This is a genomic window from Parafannyhessea sp. LCP19S3_B1, from assembly GCF_052121955.1.
Lineage (GTDB): Bacteria > Actinomycetota > Coriobacteriia > Coriobacteriales > Atopobiaceae > Parafannyhessea.
Genome location: NZ_JBQKDH010000012.1, coordinates 61,585 through 79,344, shown reverse-complemented (window position 1 = coordinate 79,344; position 17,760 = coordinate 61,585). Strand labels below are relative to the sequence as shown.

General features: G+C 65.9%; 19 protein-coding genes. 13 read left to right on the top strand and 6 right to left on the bottom strand.

What is annotated here, in order from left to right:
* Positions 1-62: 62 nt before the first annotated feature.
* From ACTQWE_RS07970 to ACTQWE_RS07960, 3 genes are read right to left on the bottom strand one after another with little or no spacing between them, the layout of a single operon-like run.
* Positions 63-722, bottom strand: a complete 660-nt coding sequence (locus ACTQWE_RS07970; RefSeq protein ID WP_441921551.1) for an ABC transporter ATP-binding protein — start codon at positions 720-722, stop codon at positions 63-65.
* Positions 719-1,801, bottom strand: a complete 1,083-nt coding sequence (locus ACTQWE_RS07965) for an FtsX-like permease family protein (RefSeq protein ID WP_441921549.1) — start codon at positions 1,799-1,801, stop codon at positions 719-721. Before ACTQWE_RS07965 ends, ACTQWE_RS07970 begins: the two co-directional genes overlap by 4 nt.
* 42 nt (positions 1,802-1,843) lie before the next feature.
* Positions 1,844-2,236 carry a flavodoxin family protein gene (locus tag ACTQWE_RS07960; protein ID WP_441921547.1) on the bottom strand — a complete coding sequence of 131 codons (393 nt, stop codon included), beginning with the start codon at positions 2,234-2,236 and terminating at the stop codon, positions 1,844-1,846.
* Positions 2,237-2,428: 192 nt separating this feature from the next.
* Here ACTQWE_RS07960 and ACTQWE_RS07955 point away from each other — a divergent pair, with 192 nt between their 5' ends.
* The gene (locus tag ACTQWE_RS07955; protein ID WP_441921545.1) at positions 2,429-2,866 is read left to right on the top strand and encodes a hypothetical protein; all 438 of its coding nucleotides are present in this window, start codon (positions 2,429-2,431) and stop codon (positions 2,864-2,866) included.
* On the opposite strand, the gene ACTQWE_RS07950 is transcribed toward ACTQWE_RS07955, so the two are convergent.
* Positions 2,867-4,147 (bottom strand): helix-turn-helix transcriptional regulator, encoded by a 1,281-nt coding sequence (locus tag ACTQWE_RS07950; RefSeq protein WP_441921543.1) that lies wholly within the window; start codon positions 4,145-4,147, stop codon positions 2,867-2,869.
* Positions 4,148-4,306: 159 nt separating this feature from the next.
* On the opposite strand from ACTQWE_RS07950, the gene ACTQWE_RS07945 reads away from it, so the two are divergent.
* The 6 genes from ACTQWE_RS07945 (at position 4,307) to ACTQWE_RS07920 (ending at position 8,249) form a co-directional block, all read left to right on the top strand.
* A complete protein-coding gene (locus ACTQWE_RS07945; protein ID WP_320786253.1) occupies positions 4,307-4,732 on the top strand; it encodes a PTS sugar transporter subunit IIA in 426 nt (141 codons plus the stop codon).
* A 180-nt stretch (positions 4,733-4,912) separates the two neighbouring features.
* Positions 4,913-5,410: a PTS system mannose/fructose/N-acetylgalactosamine-transporter subunit IIB gene (locus ACTQWE_RS07940; protein ID WP_090845891.1), complete on the top strand. Its 498-nt coding sequence runs from the start codon at positions 4,913-4,915 to the stop codon at positions 5,408-5,410.
* A gap of 36 nt (positions 5,411-5,446) precedes the next feature.
* Positions 5,447-6,319, top strand: coding sequence for a PTS mannose/fructose/sorbose/N-acetylgalactosamine transporter subunit IIC (locus ACTQWE_RS07935; protein ID WP_441921541.1), 873 nt, complete (start codon positions 5,447-5,449; stop codon positions 6,317-6,319).
* A complete protein-coding gene (locus ACTQWE_RS07930) occupies positions 6,319-7,152 on the top strand; it encodes a PTS system mannose/fructose/sorbose family transporter subunit IID (RefSeq protein ID WP_441921539.1) in 834 nt (277 codons plus the stop codon). Before ACTQWE_RS07935 ends, ACTQWE_RS07930 begins: the two co-directional genes overlap by 1 nt.
* A gap of 205 nt (positions 7,153-7,357) precedes the next feature.
* Positions 7,358-7,819, top strand: a complete 462-nt coding sequence (locus ACTQWE_RS07925; protein ID WP_441856947.1) for a hypothetical protein — start codon at positions 7,358-7,360, stop codon at positions 7,817-7,819.
* A gap of 61 nt (positions 7,820-7,880) precedes the next feature.
* Entirely contained in the window at positions 7,881-8,249 is a 369-nt protein-coding gene (locus tag ACTQWE_RS07920) for a nuclear transport factor 2 family protein (RefSeq protein WP_441856948.1), read from the top strand.
* A gap of 45 nt (positions 8,250-8,294) precedes the next feature.
* Here ACTQWE_RS07920 and ACTQWE_RS07915 read toward each other — a convergent pair whose 3' ends face one another.
* Positions 8,295-9,230 (bottom strand): hypothetical protein, encoded by a 936-nt coding sequence (locus ACTQWE_RS07915; protein WP_441856949.1) that lies wholly within the window; start codon positions 9,228-9,230, stop codon positions 8,295-8,297.
* A gap of 287 nt (positions 9,231-9,517) precedes the next feature.
* Here ACTQWE_RS07915 and ACTQWE_RS07910 point away from each other — a divergent pair, with 287 nt between their 5' ends.
* Positions 9,518-11,071, top strand: a complete 1,554-nt coding sequence (locus ACTQWE_RS07910) for a Wadjet anti-phage system protein JetD domain-containing protein (protein ID WP_441921537.1) — start codon at positions 9,518-9,520, stop codon at positions 11,069-11,071.
* Between the two features lie 26 nt (positions 11,072-11,097).
* Here ACTQWE_RS07910 and ACTQWE_RS07905 read toward each other — a convergent pair whose 3' ends face one another.
* Complete coding sequence (locus tag ACTQWE_RS07905; protein ID WP_441856841.1) at positions 11,098-11,718, bottom strand: hypothetical protein; 621 nt, start codon at positions 11,716-11,718, stop codon at positions 11,098-11,100.
* A 225-nt stretch (positions 11,719-11,943) separates the two neighbouring features.
* On the opposite strand from ACTQWE_RS07905, the gene ACTQWE_RS07900 reads away from it, so the two are divergent.
* The 5 genes from ACTQWE_RS07900 (at position 11,944) to ACTQWE_RS07880 (ending at position 17,518) form a co-directional block, all read left to right on the top strand.
* Complete coding sequence (locus tag ACTQWE_RS07900; RefSeq protein WP_441856842.1) at positions 11,944-12,786, top strand: HAD family hydrolase; 843 nt, start codon at positions 11,944-11,946, stop codon at positions 12,784-12,786.
* Between the two features lie 122 nt (positions 12,787-12,908).
* Complete coding sequence (locus ACTQWE_RS07895; protein ID WP_441856843.1) at positions 12,909-13,610, top strand: hypothetical protein; 702 nt, start codon at positions 12,909-12,911, stop codon at positions 13,608-13,610.
* A 9-nt stretch (positions 13,611-13,619) separates the two neighbouring features.
* Positions 13,620-15,557 (top strand): ATP-binding cassette domain-containing protein, encoded by a 1,938-nt coding sequence (locus tag ACTQWE_RS07890; RefSeq protein ID WP_441921535.1) that lies wholly within the window; start codon positions 13,620-13,622, stop codon positions 15,555-15,557.
* Entirely contained in the window at positions 15,557-16,525 is a 969-nt protein-coding gene (locus ACTQWE_RS07885; protein ID WP_441856845.1) for an ABC transporter permease, read from the top strand. The genes ACTQWE_RS07890 and ACTQWE_RS07885 overlap by 1 nt, the downstream gene beginning before the upstream one ends.
* A 60-nt stretch (positions 16,526-16,585) precedes the next feature.
* On the top strand, positions 16,586-17,518 hold the full coding sequence (locus ACTQWE_RS07880) for a putative ABC transporter permease (RefSeq protein WP_170103206.1): 933 nt from the start codon (positions 16,586-16,588) through the stop codon (positions 17,516-17,518).
* Positions 17,519-17,760: the final 242 nt, after the last annotated feature.

The window sequence follows — 17,760 nt, the reverse complement described above, 5'->3', positions numbered from 1 at the left end:
TGCCGTATCAGTTGTAGCTTGCCGTACGCAGAGACCTTCGCTCCCGCGCCGTTGCCGTTCTCCTAGGCTGCGGTCAGCTTTCCGTCCTCCATCCGGAAGACCCTATCCACCAGGTCGAGCACGCGCTGGTCGTGCGTCACCATGACGGCGGCCTTGTTGCGCTGGTGCGTCTCCTGGCGGATCATCTGCACCACCTGCCTGCCCCTTCCGGAGTCGAGGGAGGCCGTGGGCTCGTCTGCCAGAATCAGTCGTGCGTCGGTGGCGAAGGCACGTGCGATGGCGACGCGCTGCCTCTCTCCGCCGGAGAGCTGTGCGGGGTGCTTGTGGATCGCGTTTGCGATACCCAGCTCCTCGAACAGCTGATGCGTGGCGTCGCGGTCGGCACCCAGTATCACGGTGAGCTGCTCCTCGGCCGTAAGGTAGGGCAGCAGCTGGTGGTTCTGGAAGATGAAGCCGATCTGCTCGCGGCGCAGCTTCGTCCACGCGCGCTGCGGCAGGTGCGAAACGGCGCGCCCGCAGATGGCGACGTCGCCCTCGTCCGGGGAGAGCATCATGCCCGCGATGTTGAGCAGGGTGGACTTGCCGCTGCCCGAAGGCCCCACTATGGCCACGAGCTCGCCCGCGCCCACGCTCAGGTCAACGTGGTCCAGCACGCAGCGCCGCTCTTCTCCGTCGGCATACGTCTTCACGATGCCGCTCATGCCCAGTATCGTCTCGCTCACTGGAAATCACCCCCGATGACCTTGGCCGGGTCGATTCGCGCCACGCGGACGACGGACGCCAGGCTGCTTAGGATCGAAATCGCCACGAACGCCGCCAGCACCGCGGCCACTTGGACGGGCACCAGGTAGAACGGCATGGAGGCCGGCAGCGCCGCGCTCATGGCGGTGGCGAGGCCGCAGGCGATGGCCGCGCCGAGCGCTGCGATCAGGAACACCTGGCTCACGATGGTGCCAGATATCTTGGCGGTGCTGGTGCCGATGGCCTTCATCACGCCAAACTCCTGCTCCTTCTGCATGTTGATCACGAAGAAGAACACGCCGATGATCACGGCGGTTATGGCCACGAGCAGCCATTCGACCATGGTGATGGTCATCTGCTCGGCCTTGTAGCCGGGGAGCGCCTCCACGATCTGCGCCTTGGTGTAGCTTTCGGTTCCCTTTACGTGGGCCGCGAGCCCGCCGCTTATCGCGACGGCGTGCACGGCCTTCTGGTACATGGGGTTGCCCTTCTCGCCCATGGCGTCGAACGTGTCCACCGAGACGTACGCCACGGAGACGTGCCCATACATCCTATCCTTCGTGAACCCGACGACCTTGAGCCTCACGCCCGAGGACGAGTCCTTGACGGTGTCGCCCAGGCTGATGCCCTTCTCCTGGAAGGCGTCGTCGAGAATGACCTCGCCCTTGCCCGCGGAGAGGCCCCTGCCCGCGTACGTCTTTGGCGCGAGGAACCCCGTGGGGTCGATGCCGAAGTACGTGACGTCGATCTTCTTTTCGCCGGACGCCTTCTGCAGGTAGGCGCGCTGGATGTCAAGCGGCGTCTGCCGGCTTCCGTACTCGTCCTGCAGCTTCTTGTGCTGGGCGTCCGTAAGGCTCGACACGGTGATGAGCTTCTCGGAGTCCTTGCCCAGCACGAAGGCGCTGGCGTCCATGGTCTCTATGCCGGAGGACACCGCCCTTCCCAGGCCGCTCACGAGCCCCGACAGGAAGAGCACCATGAACATCATTAGGATCACGATGACCTCTACCAGCAGGTACTTCTTCCAGTTGTATGTCAGTTCCTTCCATGCAAGTCTCACTGCACGCCTCGTTCCAGGTCGCTTATTGCCAAACCGCTTCCGCTACAGAAACTGCCGCGAGAACGCGTCCGCCATCTGCAGCTGCTCGTCGCCGGGGTGGCCACGGAAGTAGAGGGTCCTCTGGTCCACGTCGATGCCCTTCTCGCCCAGTGCCCTCTTTATGAGCTCGATGGCGTGCTTGGACACCCACGAGGTCGAGAACACGACTGCCTTGCCCACGTTTGCGGCGTCAAGCGACGCGATGTACTCCCTGAGGTGGGAGTCGATGCCGTATGCGTACAGCGCGCCGCCCACAAACAGGACGTCCACCGGCTCCGCAAGCGCCGCGTCTGCGTTGTCGACCGACACCGCCTGGGTTCCCATCGTCTTTGCGATCCGCTCCGCGACCGCCTTCGTGTTGCCCGTGCGCGAGAAGTACCTCACTGCTGCCTTCATGCGTCTCTCCAATTCGATCTGATCGTTGCGGCGGCCATGCGCCGCGCGGCATTAGTAGCGTACAATTAAATCGAGCGCAATTCAATACGAGAGATATTTCCGCACGAATGGGCACGGACGCTCCACAGATGCCATGGTCCACGGCGCGTCGCCTATAATAGGCGGCATCGCCAACACTACCCAGGAGGCCGCATGCTCCCCGTCATCCTCATCGTGATTGCCGCCATCGTCACGCTCGTCGTGCTGTCCGCGCAGCTCGTGTGGGGCGTCCTGCTGGGGTTCGTTGCGTCTGCCGCGCTGGCGGTGCTCTCGCTCGTGGGATACCGCAAGGTGTGCGCGGCGCGGCCCACGGAGCGCGTGTGTCCGGAGTGCGGCAGTAAGAACGTCCACCTGTGCGAGAAGGGCGCGGACCCCGCGGCCGCGAAGCCCGGTTTCTGGGACATCACCGGCGCCATCGGCAACGTGGGCTACGACCAGCTGGCCAAGTGCCGCAAGTGTGGCCATGCCGAGCCGTACGTCACGCCAGAGGCCCTCGTGATGGCGCGCGAGGACTGCAGGCGCCGCCTCATGTTCTGGGCGGGCGTCACCGCGGTGTGCGCGCTCTTCTCGCTCTGGATGCTCCTGTTCTAGCTAGATGTCCTCCTCGTAGTCCGGGTTGCTTACGGCGATCCGGTACTGCTTTGGCGTGATGCCGGTCTCGTTCTTGAACGTGGTCGCGAAGTAGGGCTGGCTCGAGAACCCCAGAAGGTCGCTTATCTCGCTCAGCGAGTACTTGGTGTAGCGCAGCAGGCGCTTTGCCTCGTCCATGCGCCGGTAGCGCACGTACTGGTTGATGGTGAGGCCGGTCTCCCTCTTGAAGTGCTTCGTGAGGTAGGACGTGCTGCAGCCGATCCTGTGGCACATCTGCTCTATCGTGGGGACGTTTGCCAGGTCGTCCGCGATCATCTTGATGCATTCGCGCACCTCGGGGCCGATGCCCGTGGGCGTGCGCACGTCGTTCACCACGGTCGCGACGTCCATGAGCATCGCGTTCAGGAGGGTGGCTACCTCTGCCTCGGACTGCGCGTCCTCGCACTTGGCGACGTAGGCGGACAGCATCTGCAGGCCGAGCTTCAGGCCGATCCCGCCGGGTATGGCGCCATGGAGGAACGTCTCCGTCGCGTCGATGATGAACTCGTCCTTCGCCATGCGCAGGTTGCCGCTGCCCATGGTGGTTGAGAGCTCGTTCACGAGGTTGTCGAGGTACGACTGGCTGCCGAGGCCCGTCCAGATCTCGTCCACGGCGCCCTCGCGCACGAGGCGCGTGATGTCGTTGCGGATGAGCATGCTCTGCTCGATGCTGAAGCTGTCGCGCTGCTGCGACGCCATGCGGTGCACCTCGTTTATGGCTTCGTAGTCGGTTGCACCCACGAGTGCCTCCGCCCCGGGTACCGTCGCGTTTGCCTGGAGGTACAGGAAGCCGCAAAGCGCGCAGAAGCGCTGGTACGTGTAGCGCGGAATCCTGGCCAGGATGGGCGCCACCTCCTCGCGGCGGCTGGTGGGGATGTCCGACAAGTTCATGAAGTGGTCGAGCACGAGACCGCTTCGACCCAGGGGAAACGTCGGGCCGATGATGAACTCGATTCCCAGCGGTATGTCGTGCACGTAGCCGTACATCGCATCGTCCGGGGTGGAGTACGTCGTGTACGGCCTGGACTGTGCCCGCGCGATCGGCAGGACGTGAGCGTCGGGCATCACGTCACTGGGGAGGCCGACGCAGCAGATGCGCTCCTCTCCGTACCAGCCGGCAATCGGAATTCCGTGAGAGCCATAGAAGAGCTGGCACAGGAAGGGTGCGATCTGGGCCACGGGCTGCTGGCTGTCCGGGGTGGGATCGAAAACGTTACCAGAAACGTTGTCATAAATATTCATATTTTATCCGTCTAGTGCAATTTTGAGAATGAACCAAAAATTACAAAACTATGGCAAAAACAGTATTACACAAAACGGGTCGACCGTGATAATCGAATGTGTCGAGCGGGCGGACCAACGTGCCATGAGGGCACATCGCCCCAGTTGAGAGGGATAGCAATGAGGTATCTTGTTCTCGTCAGCCATGGTACGTTTGCACAGGGACTCCACTCCGTCCTCAAGATGCTCGCTGGCGATCGTGAAGAAGTGCTCAGCTGCTCCCTCAAGGATGGTGAAGGTGCGGACGAGTACGTCGCAGAGCTGAAGCAGACCATCTCGGTCATCGGCGACGGCGACTCCGTGTTCCTGTTCGGCGACATCATTGGTGGGTCGCCCCTCACCAATGCCATCAACACCATCACCGAGGCGGGGCTCCTGCCCAGGACCCGCATCTTCGGCGGCGTGAACCTGCCTGCCGTCCTCACGGCGGCGCTCAGCCCCGAGGCCGACGACGACTCCCTTGCCGCCGACGTCGTGAGCGAGGGCGTGGCTGCCCTGCAGGAGTTCAAGGTCGCCGTGGAGGACGACGACGAGGACGACCTCTAGCCATTCAATCCAATTTCCACTTCCTAGGGGAGAAGTGCCCCTGCCATAGTCGCAGGTCCTTCTCGCCAGACATGCTGACGGCCTGACCGTCTGATTGCGCTTACCAAAGTGGCACGACCAGACCCCCTTGCGGGGGCCTGTGGGGGAACTGTACGCAAGTTTTGAAAGGGGAGAGTAGGTATGATTTCGTTCGTGCGTGTAGATGACCGTATGATCCATGGCCAGACGGTAACCAGGTGGTCCCTGGAGTATCCGTGCGACGGCATCATCGCCGTCAACGATGCAGCCGCGACCAACCCGGTGCTGAAGGCCGCCTACAAGGGCGCCGCACCCGAGAAGAAGATCTTCGTCTGGACGATGGAGCACTTCCTCGCCAAGGCCCAGAAGGTTCTCGATTCTGACTCCAAGTACTTCCTCATCACCAAGAACCCCATCGACATGAAGAAGATCCTCGTCGACAACAAGTTCGTGCCCTCCGACGTCAAGCGCGTCATCATCGGGCCGTGCAACGACCGTCCCGGCGCCGTCAAGCTGGGCAACAACCAGTCCATCACCCAGGAGGAGGCACAGGCCCTGGAGGATATCACGAAGGCTGGTTACACCGTGGAGTTCGCGCTGATCAAGGAGAAGTCCATCGGCGAGTGGCCTAAGTTCCGCGATCAGTTCGACCTTAAGTAAGGGTTCATCCTAGACACGAAGGGCAGAGTGACACGCATGACCATTAACGTGTTCCAAGCCGCTTTGCTGGGCATCTTCGCTTGCCTGGCATCGCTTCCCGGCATGGGCGGCACCACGATCGGTAACTACACCCTCGGACGCCCCCTCGTCGGCGGCCTCGTCGTCGGCATCATCCTCGGCAACGTCCAGCTGGGCATCATCGTCGGTGCGGCGATCCAGCTCGTCTACATCGCGCTCGTGACCCCGGGCGGAACGGTCTCCGCGGACGTCCGTGCCGTCACCTACATCGGCATCCCGCTGTCCATCCTCGCCATCCAGGCGCAGGGCCTCGACCCCAACTCCGCCGCCGCCGCAGGCCTCGCCGCTTCGCTCGGCGCCGCAGTCGGCACCCTCGGAACCGTCCTCTTCTATGGCACCGCGACCATCAACCTGGTCTGGCAGGGCATCGGCTGGAAGGCCATGGAGTCCGGTAACTGGGAGAAGATCAAGAAGACCATCCCGATGGTCGACTTCGTCCTGCCCTGGATCGGTCACATCCTGTTCTCGTTCCTCCCGACGTTCGTGATCTGCCTCGCCGGCGCCCCCATGGTCCAGGCCATGAAGGAGTTCCTGCCCATGGACGGCATCGCGATGAAGACGCTGTTCACCGTCGGCTCGCTCCTTCCCGCCGTCGGTGTCGCGATCCTGTGCAAGCAGGTCATCAACAAGCCGCTCGACTGGGTCGTCTTCGGCTTCGGCTTCACGCTCGCTGCCGTCATGAAGTGCAACCTGATCGCGTCCGCGCTGATCGCGGTGTTCTTCGCTCTTATCAACTACGAGATTCAGCAGGTCAAGACCGCCAAGCCCGCAATCGCTGGGGGCTCCGCTGCTGCCGCTGCCGATGACGACGAGGAAGATGAGGACATCTAATGGCTGAGAAGAAGAAGATTTCCCAAGCGACGCTCAAGAAGAGCTTCCGCAACTGGGCATACGGCAACCTTACCTGCTTCTCGCAGGAGCACATGCAGACGTTCGGCTACCTCGCCGCAATGCTTCCCGTGGTCGACGAGCTGTACGACAACGAAGAGGACAAGGTGAAGTCCCTCAGGACCTACACCACGTTCTTCAACACCGAGCCGCAGATCGGCACGCTGGTCGTCGGCCTGACCGCCGGCCTCGAGGAGGCCCGCGCCAACGGCGAGCCGCTGGACGACGAGACCATCAACGGCATCCGCGCCGGCCTTATGGGCCCGCTCGCCGGCCTCGGCGACTCCATCATCGTCGGCACCTTCATCCCCATCCTCCTTGGCATCGCCCTCGGCCTCTCCACCGGCGGCTCCGTGCTCGGACCCCTGTTCTACATCGTCGCCTGGAACGTCGCGATGTACTTCGGCATGAAGTACGCGTACAACCAGGGCTACACCATGGGCGGCGCCGCCGTCGAGGCGCTCGTCGGCCCGCAGTCCGCGGCGCTTCGCAGCTCCATCGTCATGGTCGGCACCATGGTCATCGGCGCCGTCGCGGCGACGTGGATCAACATCACGACCGCGCTCCAGGTCACGTTCACGAAGGACAGCGCGTTCGTCCTGCAGGACACGCTCGACGGCATCTTCCCGAAGGCACTGAACTTCTTCTTCGTGTGGCTGTGCTGGTGGCTCATGACCAAGAAGAAGATCAGCCCGACCGTCGTCATGCTCATCCTCGTTGGCATCGCGTTCGTGGGCGTGCTCGTGGGCTTCTTCGACCCGAAGCTGAAGTACTAGAAACCAGGACCTGCCGTCCTGGGGACGCGCGACTTGGGATGGAGCGTGCGGCCTAGAGCGAAATCCCCCACAGGCGGCCGGCCTCTCGCATGGTTGCGGGAGGCCGGCCTTGTCATGTGGTGCGAAAGATCGGCGAAGCCCCTCGCGGGCGGACAAAGCGGGTGTGGGCTATGCTTCCCATATCCGGTGTCTTCAGGGAGGATATATGAGCAAGAGCGGTAAGAAGACGCAGCGTCCCTCCTCGTCGGCGGACGCGCCTGAGCCAACCTATGCCGCGCCCCCGATGAGCGATGAGAAGCGTCACGCCCTCATACAGGAGGCGGACAGGCAGACGCAGGCGATCATGAGGCTCGAGGTGTACAAGCGCATAGGGTACTCGGTCGTGGCGGTGGGGGCGCTCATGGTGTACGCTTACGTCTGGCAGAGCGCGGCGATGTGGGTGCTCGTGCTCGGCGTCGCGCTCATGGTGCTGGGCGGGCTCTTCTCGGCCGTTCTCTACGAGGGGATAAAGAACGGAAAGAAGAACGTTCGCCACATTCTTGAGGCTGCGGGCGTCGATCCCGATGCGGTGAGGACGAGAAAGTCCGCGAAGGCCGAGGCCGACGCCGGCGGCGACGCCGAGAAGGACGAGGCGGGCGAGGAGGACGGCGGCACGGACGGGCGATAGGCGGGGCGCTGCCCGCACATGACGTTGTCGGCCTCCGACGCGATCGAATGGAGGATGGGCCATGACCAACAAGGAGCTTGTGCTCGAGTTTTACGACAAGGTGTTCAACGGGCACGACCTGAGCGACCTCGGGCGCTACATGCGCGAGGACTACAGGCAGCACAGCCCCGAGGTCGCCGATGGACGAGAGGGGTTCCGTGCGTTTGCCGAGGGCTTCTTCCGACTCGACCCGCACATGACCATCATGTCCGTGGCACAGGACGGCGACAGGGTCTTCGTGTTCTTCCGCTGCGACTTTCGCGCAAACGGCGGCGCGGCGAAGGTGTGCGACATCTATCGCGTGGAGGACGGGATGCTCGCGGAGCACTGGGACGTGATTCAGCCGATCTCTGCGGACGACGCCTTCAACAACGGGAACGGCCACTTCTAGGCTTTGTCGCGATGTCGGTCGCCGCTCCCGCGCACGTGGGCCGACCTAGCTGCTGGAGCTGTCGTCGGACTTGATGGCGTCCGGTATCTGAGTGCTCAGGAGCTGGATCTTCGAGCTTACGGTCGAGTCGGCCTCCTCGAACTTCTGGGTGTAGGTCGTGTAGCTCCCGGAAGGGTCGGTCGCGAGGCTGGCAAACGACTGGTACTCGGGGTAGAGGTCCTGCAGCGTGTCGTAGGCGCTCTCGCAGTCGCTCGGCGGGTCGGTGAGTTCGCGCATGATGTCGTCGATCTTGTCGTTGCTGTCCTCGATGCTGCTCACGTACCCCTGGTACTTCTCGCTCTCGTACAGCTTCTTGAGCGCGTCGTTGAAGTCGTTTGCCTGGTAGGGGCTCGTCTCGTCGTCCCACCCGCCGAAGATGGCGTCATGCCAAACACCCGAGGTGAGGTTGCACGCGGTCTCCGAGGTCACGGCACCGCCCATCATGTACCCGTACACCTTGTTGAGGTTCGAGACGTACTCGTCGTGCACGCGTATCGCCTTCGCCTGCTCCTCTTGGCGCCTTTTCTTTGCGGCCTCCTTGCGCGCGACGGCTTCCTCGTGAGCGACCTGCTGGTTGTGCGACGCGACGGCGTACCCGCCCCCAAGCAGGGCGACCACGGCCACGGCGACGGCTGCGATGATCCTGGTGCGGCGACGGCGCTTCCGCTCTTCCTCGGGGAGTGGCTCTCTCCCCGTGGACGCTGCCGCGGGCGCATCCCTGCCGGGGAAGGGCGGGGCGCCGGCGGAAGCCTTCGGGTCTTCTCGCGCGTCGCCGGACGATGCACCTGCCTGGGCGGCAGCGGAGCATGCCTGCGCTGCGTCTACCTGCGCGGCGTCGCGCGCGTGCGGCACGTAGCCCACCTCGAAGACGTGGCCCGCGCTGGTCGTTGGCTTGGCGTCCCGGCTGCCAGAGGTGTGGTCGTTTTCCGTGTTAGAGCCCATGATTTCCTCCGTTCGTCTGGAAACGTGCAAGCACGAATGTCACTATTAGAGGTATAGCGACCGCAGTGGACATTAATTCGCCGTCCCGACGGTTGCGTCGCATGCTTTTTGATGACGAAGCACCGCCGTGGCGGCGCCGCGCGCAAGGACGTCGCTGCTTGGGCGGCATGCGCACGGCCGCGCCGTGCACGGATGTGTGCTTTGGGAGAAAATGGTGCGTGACCGCGCGGGGCGAAGGGTGCCAAGGTGCATCGGCCGCGCGCCTGGCGCATCGAAAGGACGAGGCAATGGCTCGAAAGATGACGGGGCAGGAACGGGACGACGCGGAGGCGCTGCGTGGCGTTCTGGTGCAGGAGCTTGGGCCTGCGGACAGGGGCTATGCCCCCGGTATCGCGAGCGCGCTCGTTCGGCTTCCCGACGGGAGGGCCACGGCGAAGGACGTGGAGCGCATCCTGGGCAAGTACAAGGTGAGCGCAAACGCCCTGAAGAAGATGATGCGCGCCGGCGTGCTGGTGCCATGCGCGGACGAGGACGGCGCGTATGACGTGTGCGTCCCTGCGCCCGCGGAGACGGATGCCGGCGAGTCCGGCGCGGAGGTGTCGGACGCCTCGTCGGATGACGCGGGCGCTTTGGCCGCGCAGGCGGACGACCCCGCGCCCGGGGCGGCGGGCGACGCAAGCGGATCGCGCGAGGACGGGGCGCCCGATGCCGCGCCTTCGGACGGGCCCGCGGAAGGCGAGGCGGAAGGCGACGCGGGGGAGGCCGCCTGCGCCGCGGACGCGCCCGCGCCAGATGCGCCGGACGCAGGCGCCGAGCCTGCCTCCCCGATAGCCGCGCAGGCAGATGCCGCCGCGGGCGAGAAGGACGCGTCCGTCCAGCCCGAGGCCGAAGGCGAGGCCGATGCCGCGCCTTCCCCCGAGCCCGCGGACGGCGCGCGTTCCGGCAGGGCCGCCCGGCGCGGCGGCGCACGCCGTCGCGAGGCGTCGCGGCGCGACCTGAAGAAGGTACCGTACGTGCGCCGCGGCAACGAGTCCGACGCACAGGCGCGCCAGAGGATCGTGGCGCTTGACCCGCGCTTCTGGATGAACGGCTGGCTGCTGAGCCACCCCGGAGCCTTCACGATGTACGAGCGCGAGCTCACGGCCATAAACGACGTGCTGACGGACGGCATGCTGCCCGGCGACATCACGCGGCGCCAGCTGGCGTACCAGATGGGCGGGGACGAGAAGTTCTTCGAGTACGGCAGCGACGGATTTCGCCTGCTGCGCGCCATGGGCATGGAGGACGTGGTGCGCCACAGGCCCATGCCGAAGCCGGACCTGGTGTACCACGCGCCGCGCCGCCGCAAGCACATGCGCGTGCTGGTGACGGAGAACCTGGACCCCTACCTGGACGTGCACGACCTCATGTACGAGGACGGCCGCACGCAGATCCTGGGCGAGCGCGTGCATGCCGTGGTGCTGGGCGGCGGCACGCCCGTGCTGGAGCACAACCGGCTGTCGCTTCTGCTGGACACGCTGGGCGCGGACTCCGTGGAGGTGCTGTACTGGGGCGACATCGACCGCGCGGGAGTGGACCTCATGATGAAGCTGCGCGCCGAGCTGGGCGAGAAGTACAAGTTCTCGTCCTTCTCGCCCGCGTATGGGCTCATGGTACGGCGCGCGATGGAGCGCTTCCCGGACCCGACGGACAACGAGTCGACCGGCCAGGCGAACATAGACGTGCCGGACATGTCGCTGGTGTGCGAGGGGATGAGCGCCGAGGAGGCGGACTACGCGCGCGCCGTGGTGGAGTCGTGCGGGCTCATTCCGCAGGAGATCCTGACGAAGCGCGACCTTTAGGCGCGGACGCTCGCGCGCCGCGGAGGCTAGCGCACCGCGGAGACGCGGTACTGCTGGTGGTCGTTTCCTGCGAGCCAGCGCTCCATCTGGTCGTCCGTGTAGCGCACGTTGTTGCAGAGTTGGCTGGGGCCAAGGGGGTCCTTCACCAAGAACGCGCCGTCCTCGTACGCCCAGACGCACACGATGTGGCCGTGCGGGTGCTGGATGCCGCACGGGTCCAGCGGCTGCATGGAGCCGTCGGCGTAGTGCCACGGGTGCGTGCCCTGGCGGTCGGAGCTCGACGCCCAGATGACGTCGCCCTGCGCGAGCGCCTGCCTGAACGCGCCCACGCTGCGCTCGATGGGGAAGGACCGTATGCCAAACGCGCGCGCGTTGTACTCGTTCAGGAGCACGCTCATGTTGCGTCCGCCCACCTTGCTTGCGCCCGCGCCGTCCATGCCGTCCTCGCGGTAGCGCGCGAGTACGTCGCGGGGCGTGAGGTTCCGGTTCGTGAGCAGGTCGATGCACATGGTCGCGGAGCACAGCCCGCAGCCGGAAAGCTCTACGTCCTGCCACCAGTACGGGAGGCGCGACCACTGCGCCCCCTCGCCGCCCGCGTACGCCTGCGGGAAGAAGAGCCTGCGCGCGCTCTCCTGCGGCATCAGCATGTGGAACCTCCCGGCGCTTGGTGTCATGGCGGCAGCGTCGCACGCCGTCGCATGACGCGAAATCCTGCACACAACAGGGTAGCCATTTATGTGCCGGCATCCATGGCAAAGCGAAAACTTTCGGAAGTGTTGATGTTTGCGCCCCGGGCGATGCTATCTTCTTGGGCGGCGGCACTTCTCGCCCGGCGCCCGCGCGGTCGTCGCAACCCAAGCGAAAGGCAAGGCATGATCAAGCTGGTCCTGACGGACATGGACAACACCCTCATCCCGTTTGGCGCGGAGCGCGTGAGCCCGCGCGCGATGGACGCCATTCGCGAGCTGCGCTCCGCCGGCGTGGAGTTTGGCCCCGCGACCGGCCGCGACACGCAGGAGCTGATGCGCTTCTTTGGCGGCGACGACTCCGCGTTCCAGACGGGCATACTCTCGAACGGCAAGAAGATCTACGTGGACGGCGAGCTGCGCCGCAAGAGCCTGATAGACAACGCCGCGCTGCAGCGCCTGAGCGACTACGTGCGCGGCTTCGACCACTGCTTCGTGACGGCGTACCCGCTGGCGAACGACGCGACGAACCCGGCGTGGTGCGTCGCGACCACGGAGGCGGACGCGGCGCCGTACGCGGAGCGCTTCAAGTTTACGTGCACGCTGGCAGACTTTGTGCCGCAGGACGAGCTGATCGCGGCGACCATCGCGTGCCCGCTGGGTCAGGACGTGCTGGAGAAGATCAAGACCGGCGGCATGGAGGCGTGTCCCGAGTTCGATATAGTGCAGCCCGTGGACGCGTGGTGCGACGTGGTGCCGCGCGGCCTGAACAAGGGCACGGCGCTGCCGATGCTGCTTGACGCGATGGGGATCCGCCAGGACGAGGTGGTGTTCTTTGGCGACGCGGAGAACGACCTGGCCCTGATGGGCGCGCTCAAGAACTCCGTGGCCGTGGCGAACGCGACGCCTGCCGCGGCCGCGGCGGCCCGCTACCACATTGGCCGCTGCGACGAGGACAGCGTGGCCGCGGCCCTGGAGGAGATCGCCTGCGCCACGCGCGAGGGCCGCACACCCCGCTTCATGCTATAGGGCCTGCCGTGGCGCCGCCGCGCCCCGCAGCGCGCCGCGTCCGGCGCGGGTGATAAGATAGCCTAACGAGCGGGTGCCGGCACGCGGCGCCCCGCACAGTCATCTGTCACGTGGAGGCGAGCATGGCCAAGCACCTCACCAAGTTGGGCCTGGGGCGCGACGAGATTCCGCCGCAGGAGCCCCGCCCCGCCGCGGACCAGACGCGCCGCCGGCGCAAGCAGGCGATCCTGCTGGTGGTGCTTGCGCTGCTGGTTGCGTACCTGTTTGCGCTCGGTCGCAGCTACCTTGCCATACAGGACGGCATGATGGACGTGAACCAGAGCTACGACGCCCTGACGGCCGCCGCGCGCAAGGCGGACTACCCGGCCGCCATCAAGGCGTCCAAGAGCCTGACCGCCGCGATGGACAAGATCCAGGAACAAACCCAGCTGTGGGTGTGGGGCATACCCGCGCGGCTTCCCGTGGTTGGCGACGACGTGCGTATGGGTCGCACGCTGGCCGCCGTGGGCAAGCGCTCCTGCGACGACGCCCTGATGCCCGTGTGCGACGGGCTCCAGAAGGTGGTGCCTGCGGACGGGTCGGGCATAGGATCGGCGAAGGACCTGTCGAAGCTGCTCAAGAAGGTGGACACGGCGCAGAAGATCACGAAGGACTGCGAAAAGCAGGTGCGCGCCGCGGGCGACGCCCACATGTCGAGCCTGAACCGCACGCGTGACCGGCTGCTGAGCATACTTTCCGGCACGAACGACACGTACGAGAGCCTCCACGACGAGCTGACGCTGCTCAAGGGCGCAAGCGACATCGTGTCGATCATCACGAGCTAGCGGTGGGCCATGGGCAAGAAGAAGCTTGAGAGCGACGCCGAGGTCTACTGGGGCAAGCCAGAGCCGGAGCGAAAGCGGAAGAAGCACAAGAAGAAGGACAAGAAGGGCAAGGCCGCCAAGGGCGAGAAGCACGCGCGCCCGGGCGGGGACGCGACGCCTGAGGCCGACGCCGCCGCGGCGGCATGCCCCGAGGGCGCGAAGGGCGGCGCTGCGGGACGCGACGGGTCCGGCAAGGCGGGCAAGGTCGGCAAGGCGGGCAAGCGCGGCAAGAGGCTGCGCGTGTACATAGACTACTCCACGCTGGCAAAGCCCCGTGAGGCGGACGACCCCGCGGAGCCCGGCGACGTGACGGTCGCGCTCCCGAAGGCCCGCGCGGCATCGGACGCGGCGGGTGCGACGGCGGACGCCACGGCCACGGACGAGCCAAAGGTCACGGTGGAGGCCCAACCGGGGGACGAGGTCCTTCTCGCCCAGGGCGAGAAGGACGCGCCGCAGCCGGCCGAAACCGACGCGGGGGAAGACGCGCCCTCCGAGGGCGAGCGCGGCGACGAGGAGCCAGGCGACGTCTATCGGCCGTCTGACGCCGAGGCCTCTGCAGCGGCTGACGAGCCGGCAGGCGACGCTCCGGTGGCAGACGCAGTGGCGGCAGACGCGGTGGCGGCCGGCAGTGCCGGAAGGCCGAGCTACCACGACGCGCTTTCCGCGCCGGGACGCGACGAGGACGACACCGAGCTTGAGGAGGGAGAGATCGCCCAGCTCAAGGCACGCGCCGCGGCGGGGGACCGCGCGGCGATGCGCTCCCTGGGCAACCGCTACCAGGCGGGAAACGGCGTGCCGCAGAGCTACGACCTCATGCGCGAGTGGTGGGAGCGCGCCGCCCAGGCGGGCAACACCACGGCCATGTGGGACCTTGGCTATTACTACCTCATCGGCAAGTATCTGGACCAGGACGTGGACCGCGGCCTGGCGTGGTTCAGCCTCGCGATAGAGAACGGCAACGCGGACGCCGCGTTCCAGCTTGCGCTGTACTACGGCACGGGCATGTTCGTGGAGCAGGACTACGACCTTGCCCGGAAGCTCTTCGCCCGCGCGCTGGAGCTTGGCCGCGAGGACGCCCGCGAGGAGATGGCGGAGTGCGAGCGCGCGCTCGCCGAGGGCTCGGAGTCGGAGGACGCCGGCTCCGTGCGCGGCGGCAACATCGTGCTCGACCACGTGAGCCGCAGCTTCGGGCGCAAGGTTGTGCTGGACGACATCACCCTCACCATCAAGGGCGGCGAGCTCGTGGCCATCGTGGGCAGCTCCGGCGGCGGCAAGTCCACGCTGGGCAGCATCATCCTGGGCACGCTCAAGCCCACGTGCGGCCGCGTGGTGTTTGGCGGCCGCCTGGGCTTCGTGCCGCAGCGCAACCTCGTGCACGAGAACCTGACCGTGGCCCAGCAGCTGGACTTCTACGCGCGCGCCGTGAAGCACCTTCCCCGGCAGAAGGCGCGCGAGCGGGTGGACCGCGTCGTGCGCGAGCTTGGCCTGCAGAAGGTGCGCCGCACCCTCATACGCAAGTGCTCGGGCGGCGAGAAGCGCCGCGTGTCCGTGGCGTGCGAGCTCCTCTCGTTCCCGGACGGCCTCGTGCTGGACGAGCCGACGTCCGGCCTGGACCCCGGGGACTCCGGCAACCTGGTTGCGGTGCTGCACAGCCTGGTCCACAACCGGCGCATGACGGCGCTCGTGATCAACCACGACTACGAGAACATCCAGCTGTTCGACAAGATCTGCTTCCTCGCGCACGGCAAGGTCTGCTTCTATGGCACGCCGGACAAGCTGTTCGAGTACTTCGACACCCGTTCCACGCGCGAGATATACACCCTCATGGACAAGGACCCGTACCCGTTCATCAGGCGCTTCGAGGAGTGGCGTCGGGACCATCCGGACGAGCTGGGAGGCATCTGCTGATGAGCCTGAGCTTCTTTGGGCAGGTCGCCATGCTTGCCAGGGAGTCGTTCAACAAGAGGTCCGAGCTGATGATGGGCGCGTCCGCCCTCATCATCAGCTCGCTTGCGGCGTGGGTCATACGCTACCGCATGTTCGACTACTACGAGAACGCGAAGGTGGGCTTCTTCATAGTGGTGTGCTGCTGCCTGTGGATGGGCCTGTTCGACTCCATCCTGTGCATCTGCGACGCACGCGACGTGCTTGAGCGCGACAAGTTCTCGGGCCTCAACTCGTTCAGCTTCGTGTTCGCGAACGTGGTGTGGCAGGCCGTGCACGCACTTCTCCAAACGGGCGTCCTGTATTGGATGACGACGTCGATAATCGAGTTTCCCGCGCAGACGAAGGCGCTGCTTGCGCCCGCGATGCCGGAGTACCTGGTCACGCTCTTCCTGATCACGTTTGCGGCGCAGATGCTGGGGCTGGGGGTCTCGGCCATCGTGCGCACGTCGCAGCAGGCCCTGACCGTGGCGCCGTTCATCCTGATATACGAGCTCATCATGTCCGAGACGCTGTTTGGCCTGCCCGATGCGGTGCGACCGCTGCGCGAGACGACCATCGTGCGATGGGGCCTTTCCGGCCTGGGCACGATCTTCGACATCGACGCGCTGTCGTGGAAGGCGGAGACCTCGGTCAAGAAGATCATGCGGCAGGTGTCGCTGCAGGTGACGGGGCAGGTGAACGGCGAGGTGAGCTCTTCTCCCGCGGGCGGGCTCCCCATACCGTTCTTCGACAAGCTCATAGCGCGCCTGCAGGACTACATAACCAACTTCCCGCTGAACCCCGGCGTGCTTGGCGTGAGCCACAACCTGCCCGAGTACACGGCGACCGCCGCGTACCTGGGGCACGTGTGGGCGGTGCTGGGCGTGCTGGCGCTGGCGGGGATCGTCCTTGCGCTGGTGGGCTTCCGCCGGACGGTGGAGATTCGCTAGCCTGGATCGCGCCGGCGCCCGGCGGGGCGCGGCCGCGGCAGGAAGATAGGAGACGCAAGCATGTTCTGGTCACTCGTGAGCCTCCTGGCGCTCGCCCTCGTGGTGAGGGGAATCGTGTTCGCGGTCAGGTGGTTTGTGGCCTGGCTTGGCCGCGGCAAGCCCATCCAGCGCGCGGCGGAGGACCGCGAGCTGCCCCGGGAGGTTCGCGACGCGGCGCGGGAGCTGGACTACTACTACCGCCTGAAGGGCTACCGCGAGCTCATAGGCAAGCCGCTGAAGCTGTCCAGGGCCCAGCTGCACCTGCTTGCGCAGCGCGAGCGGGTCGTGCGCGACGACCGCGTGGACCACATGCGCATTGGCTGGTACCAGGTGGTCATCCTGTTCGTCGTCGGCTCCGTGGGCGGGCTCTTGCTCGAGCAGCTGTGGATGTTCGCGACGCTTGGGCTCACGGAGGGGCGCTACGGCCTGGTATGGGGGCCCTTCTCGCCGCTCTACGGCGTGGGCGCCGTGCTGCTGACGCTGATATCGCTCAAGCTGCGCCGCAAGAAGGCGAAGTGGTGGATGATCTTTTTGGTGTCCATGGTCGTGGGCGGCCTGCTTGAGCAGCTGACCGGCTGGGGCATGGAGACGTTCATGGGCGCGGTGTCGTGGGACTACACGACCGTTCCCGGCTGCATCACGAAGTGGGTGGCGTGGCCGTTCCTGTTCTTCTGGGGCGCGCTGGGGCTTGTCTGGGCAAACGTGATCACGCCGTGGCTTCTGGGGCTCATTGGCGAGCCCACCACGCGCCGCCAGGTAATCTTCGTGCTGATACTTGCGGCGTACCTGTCGCTGGACGTGTTCATGACGCTGGCATGCTTCACGAGGCGCGCGGAGCGGGACCAGGGCATTCCGCCGAAGAACCAGTTCGAGGCGTGGGTGGACAAGAACTTCTCGAACCAGTTCATGTCGCATCGCTTCGAGAACATGGTGATCGAGGGGCACGGCAAGTAGGCCGGCGCCGGCCGGCGGCGCGGGGGTTGGCCGCGCGGGGACCGGATGCGCCAAGGCATGCCAGGGTAGGCTGTTTCAGCGGGCGTACAGCTATGTGCGCCCGCGTTTCATACGTGGGCGTCGGCGAGCGGGCGCGCGGCGGCCCGCGCGCGCTTATGGGTACCATAGCCATGCGGGTGGCGTCCACGCGGACGCCCTGCCCTCCGCGATGCGGCGGGGCCACCCGCGCGACGAAGGGATTG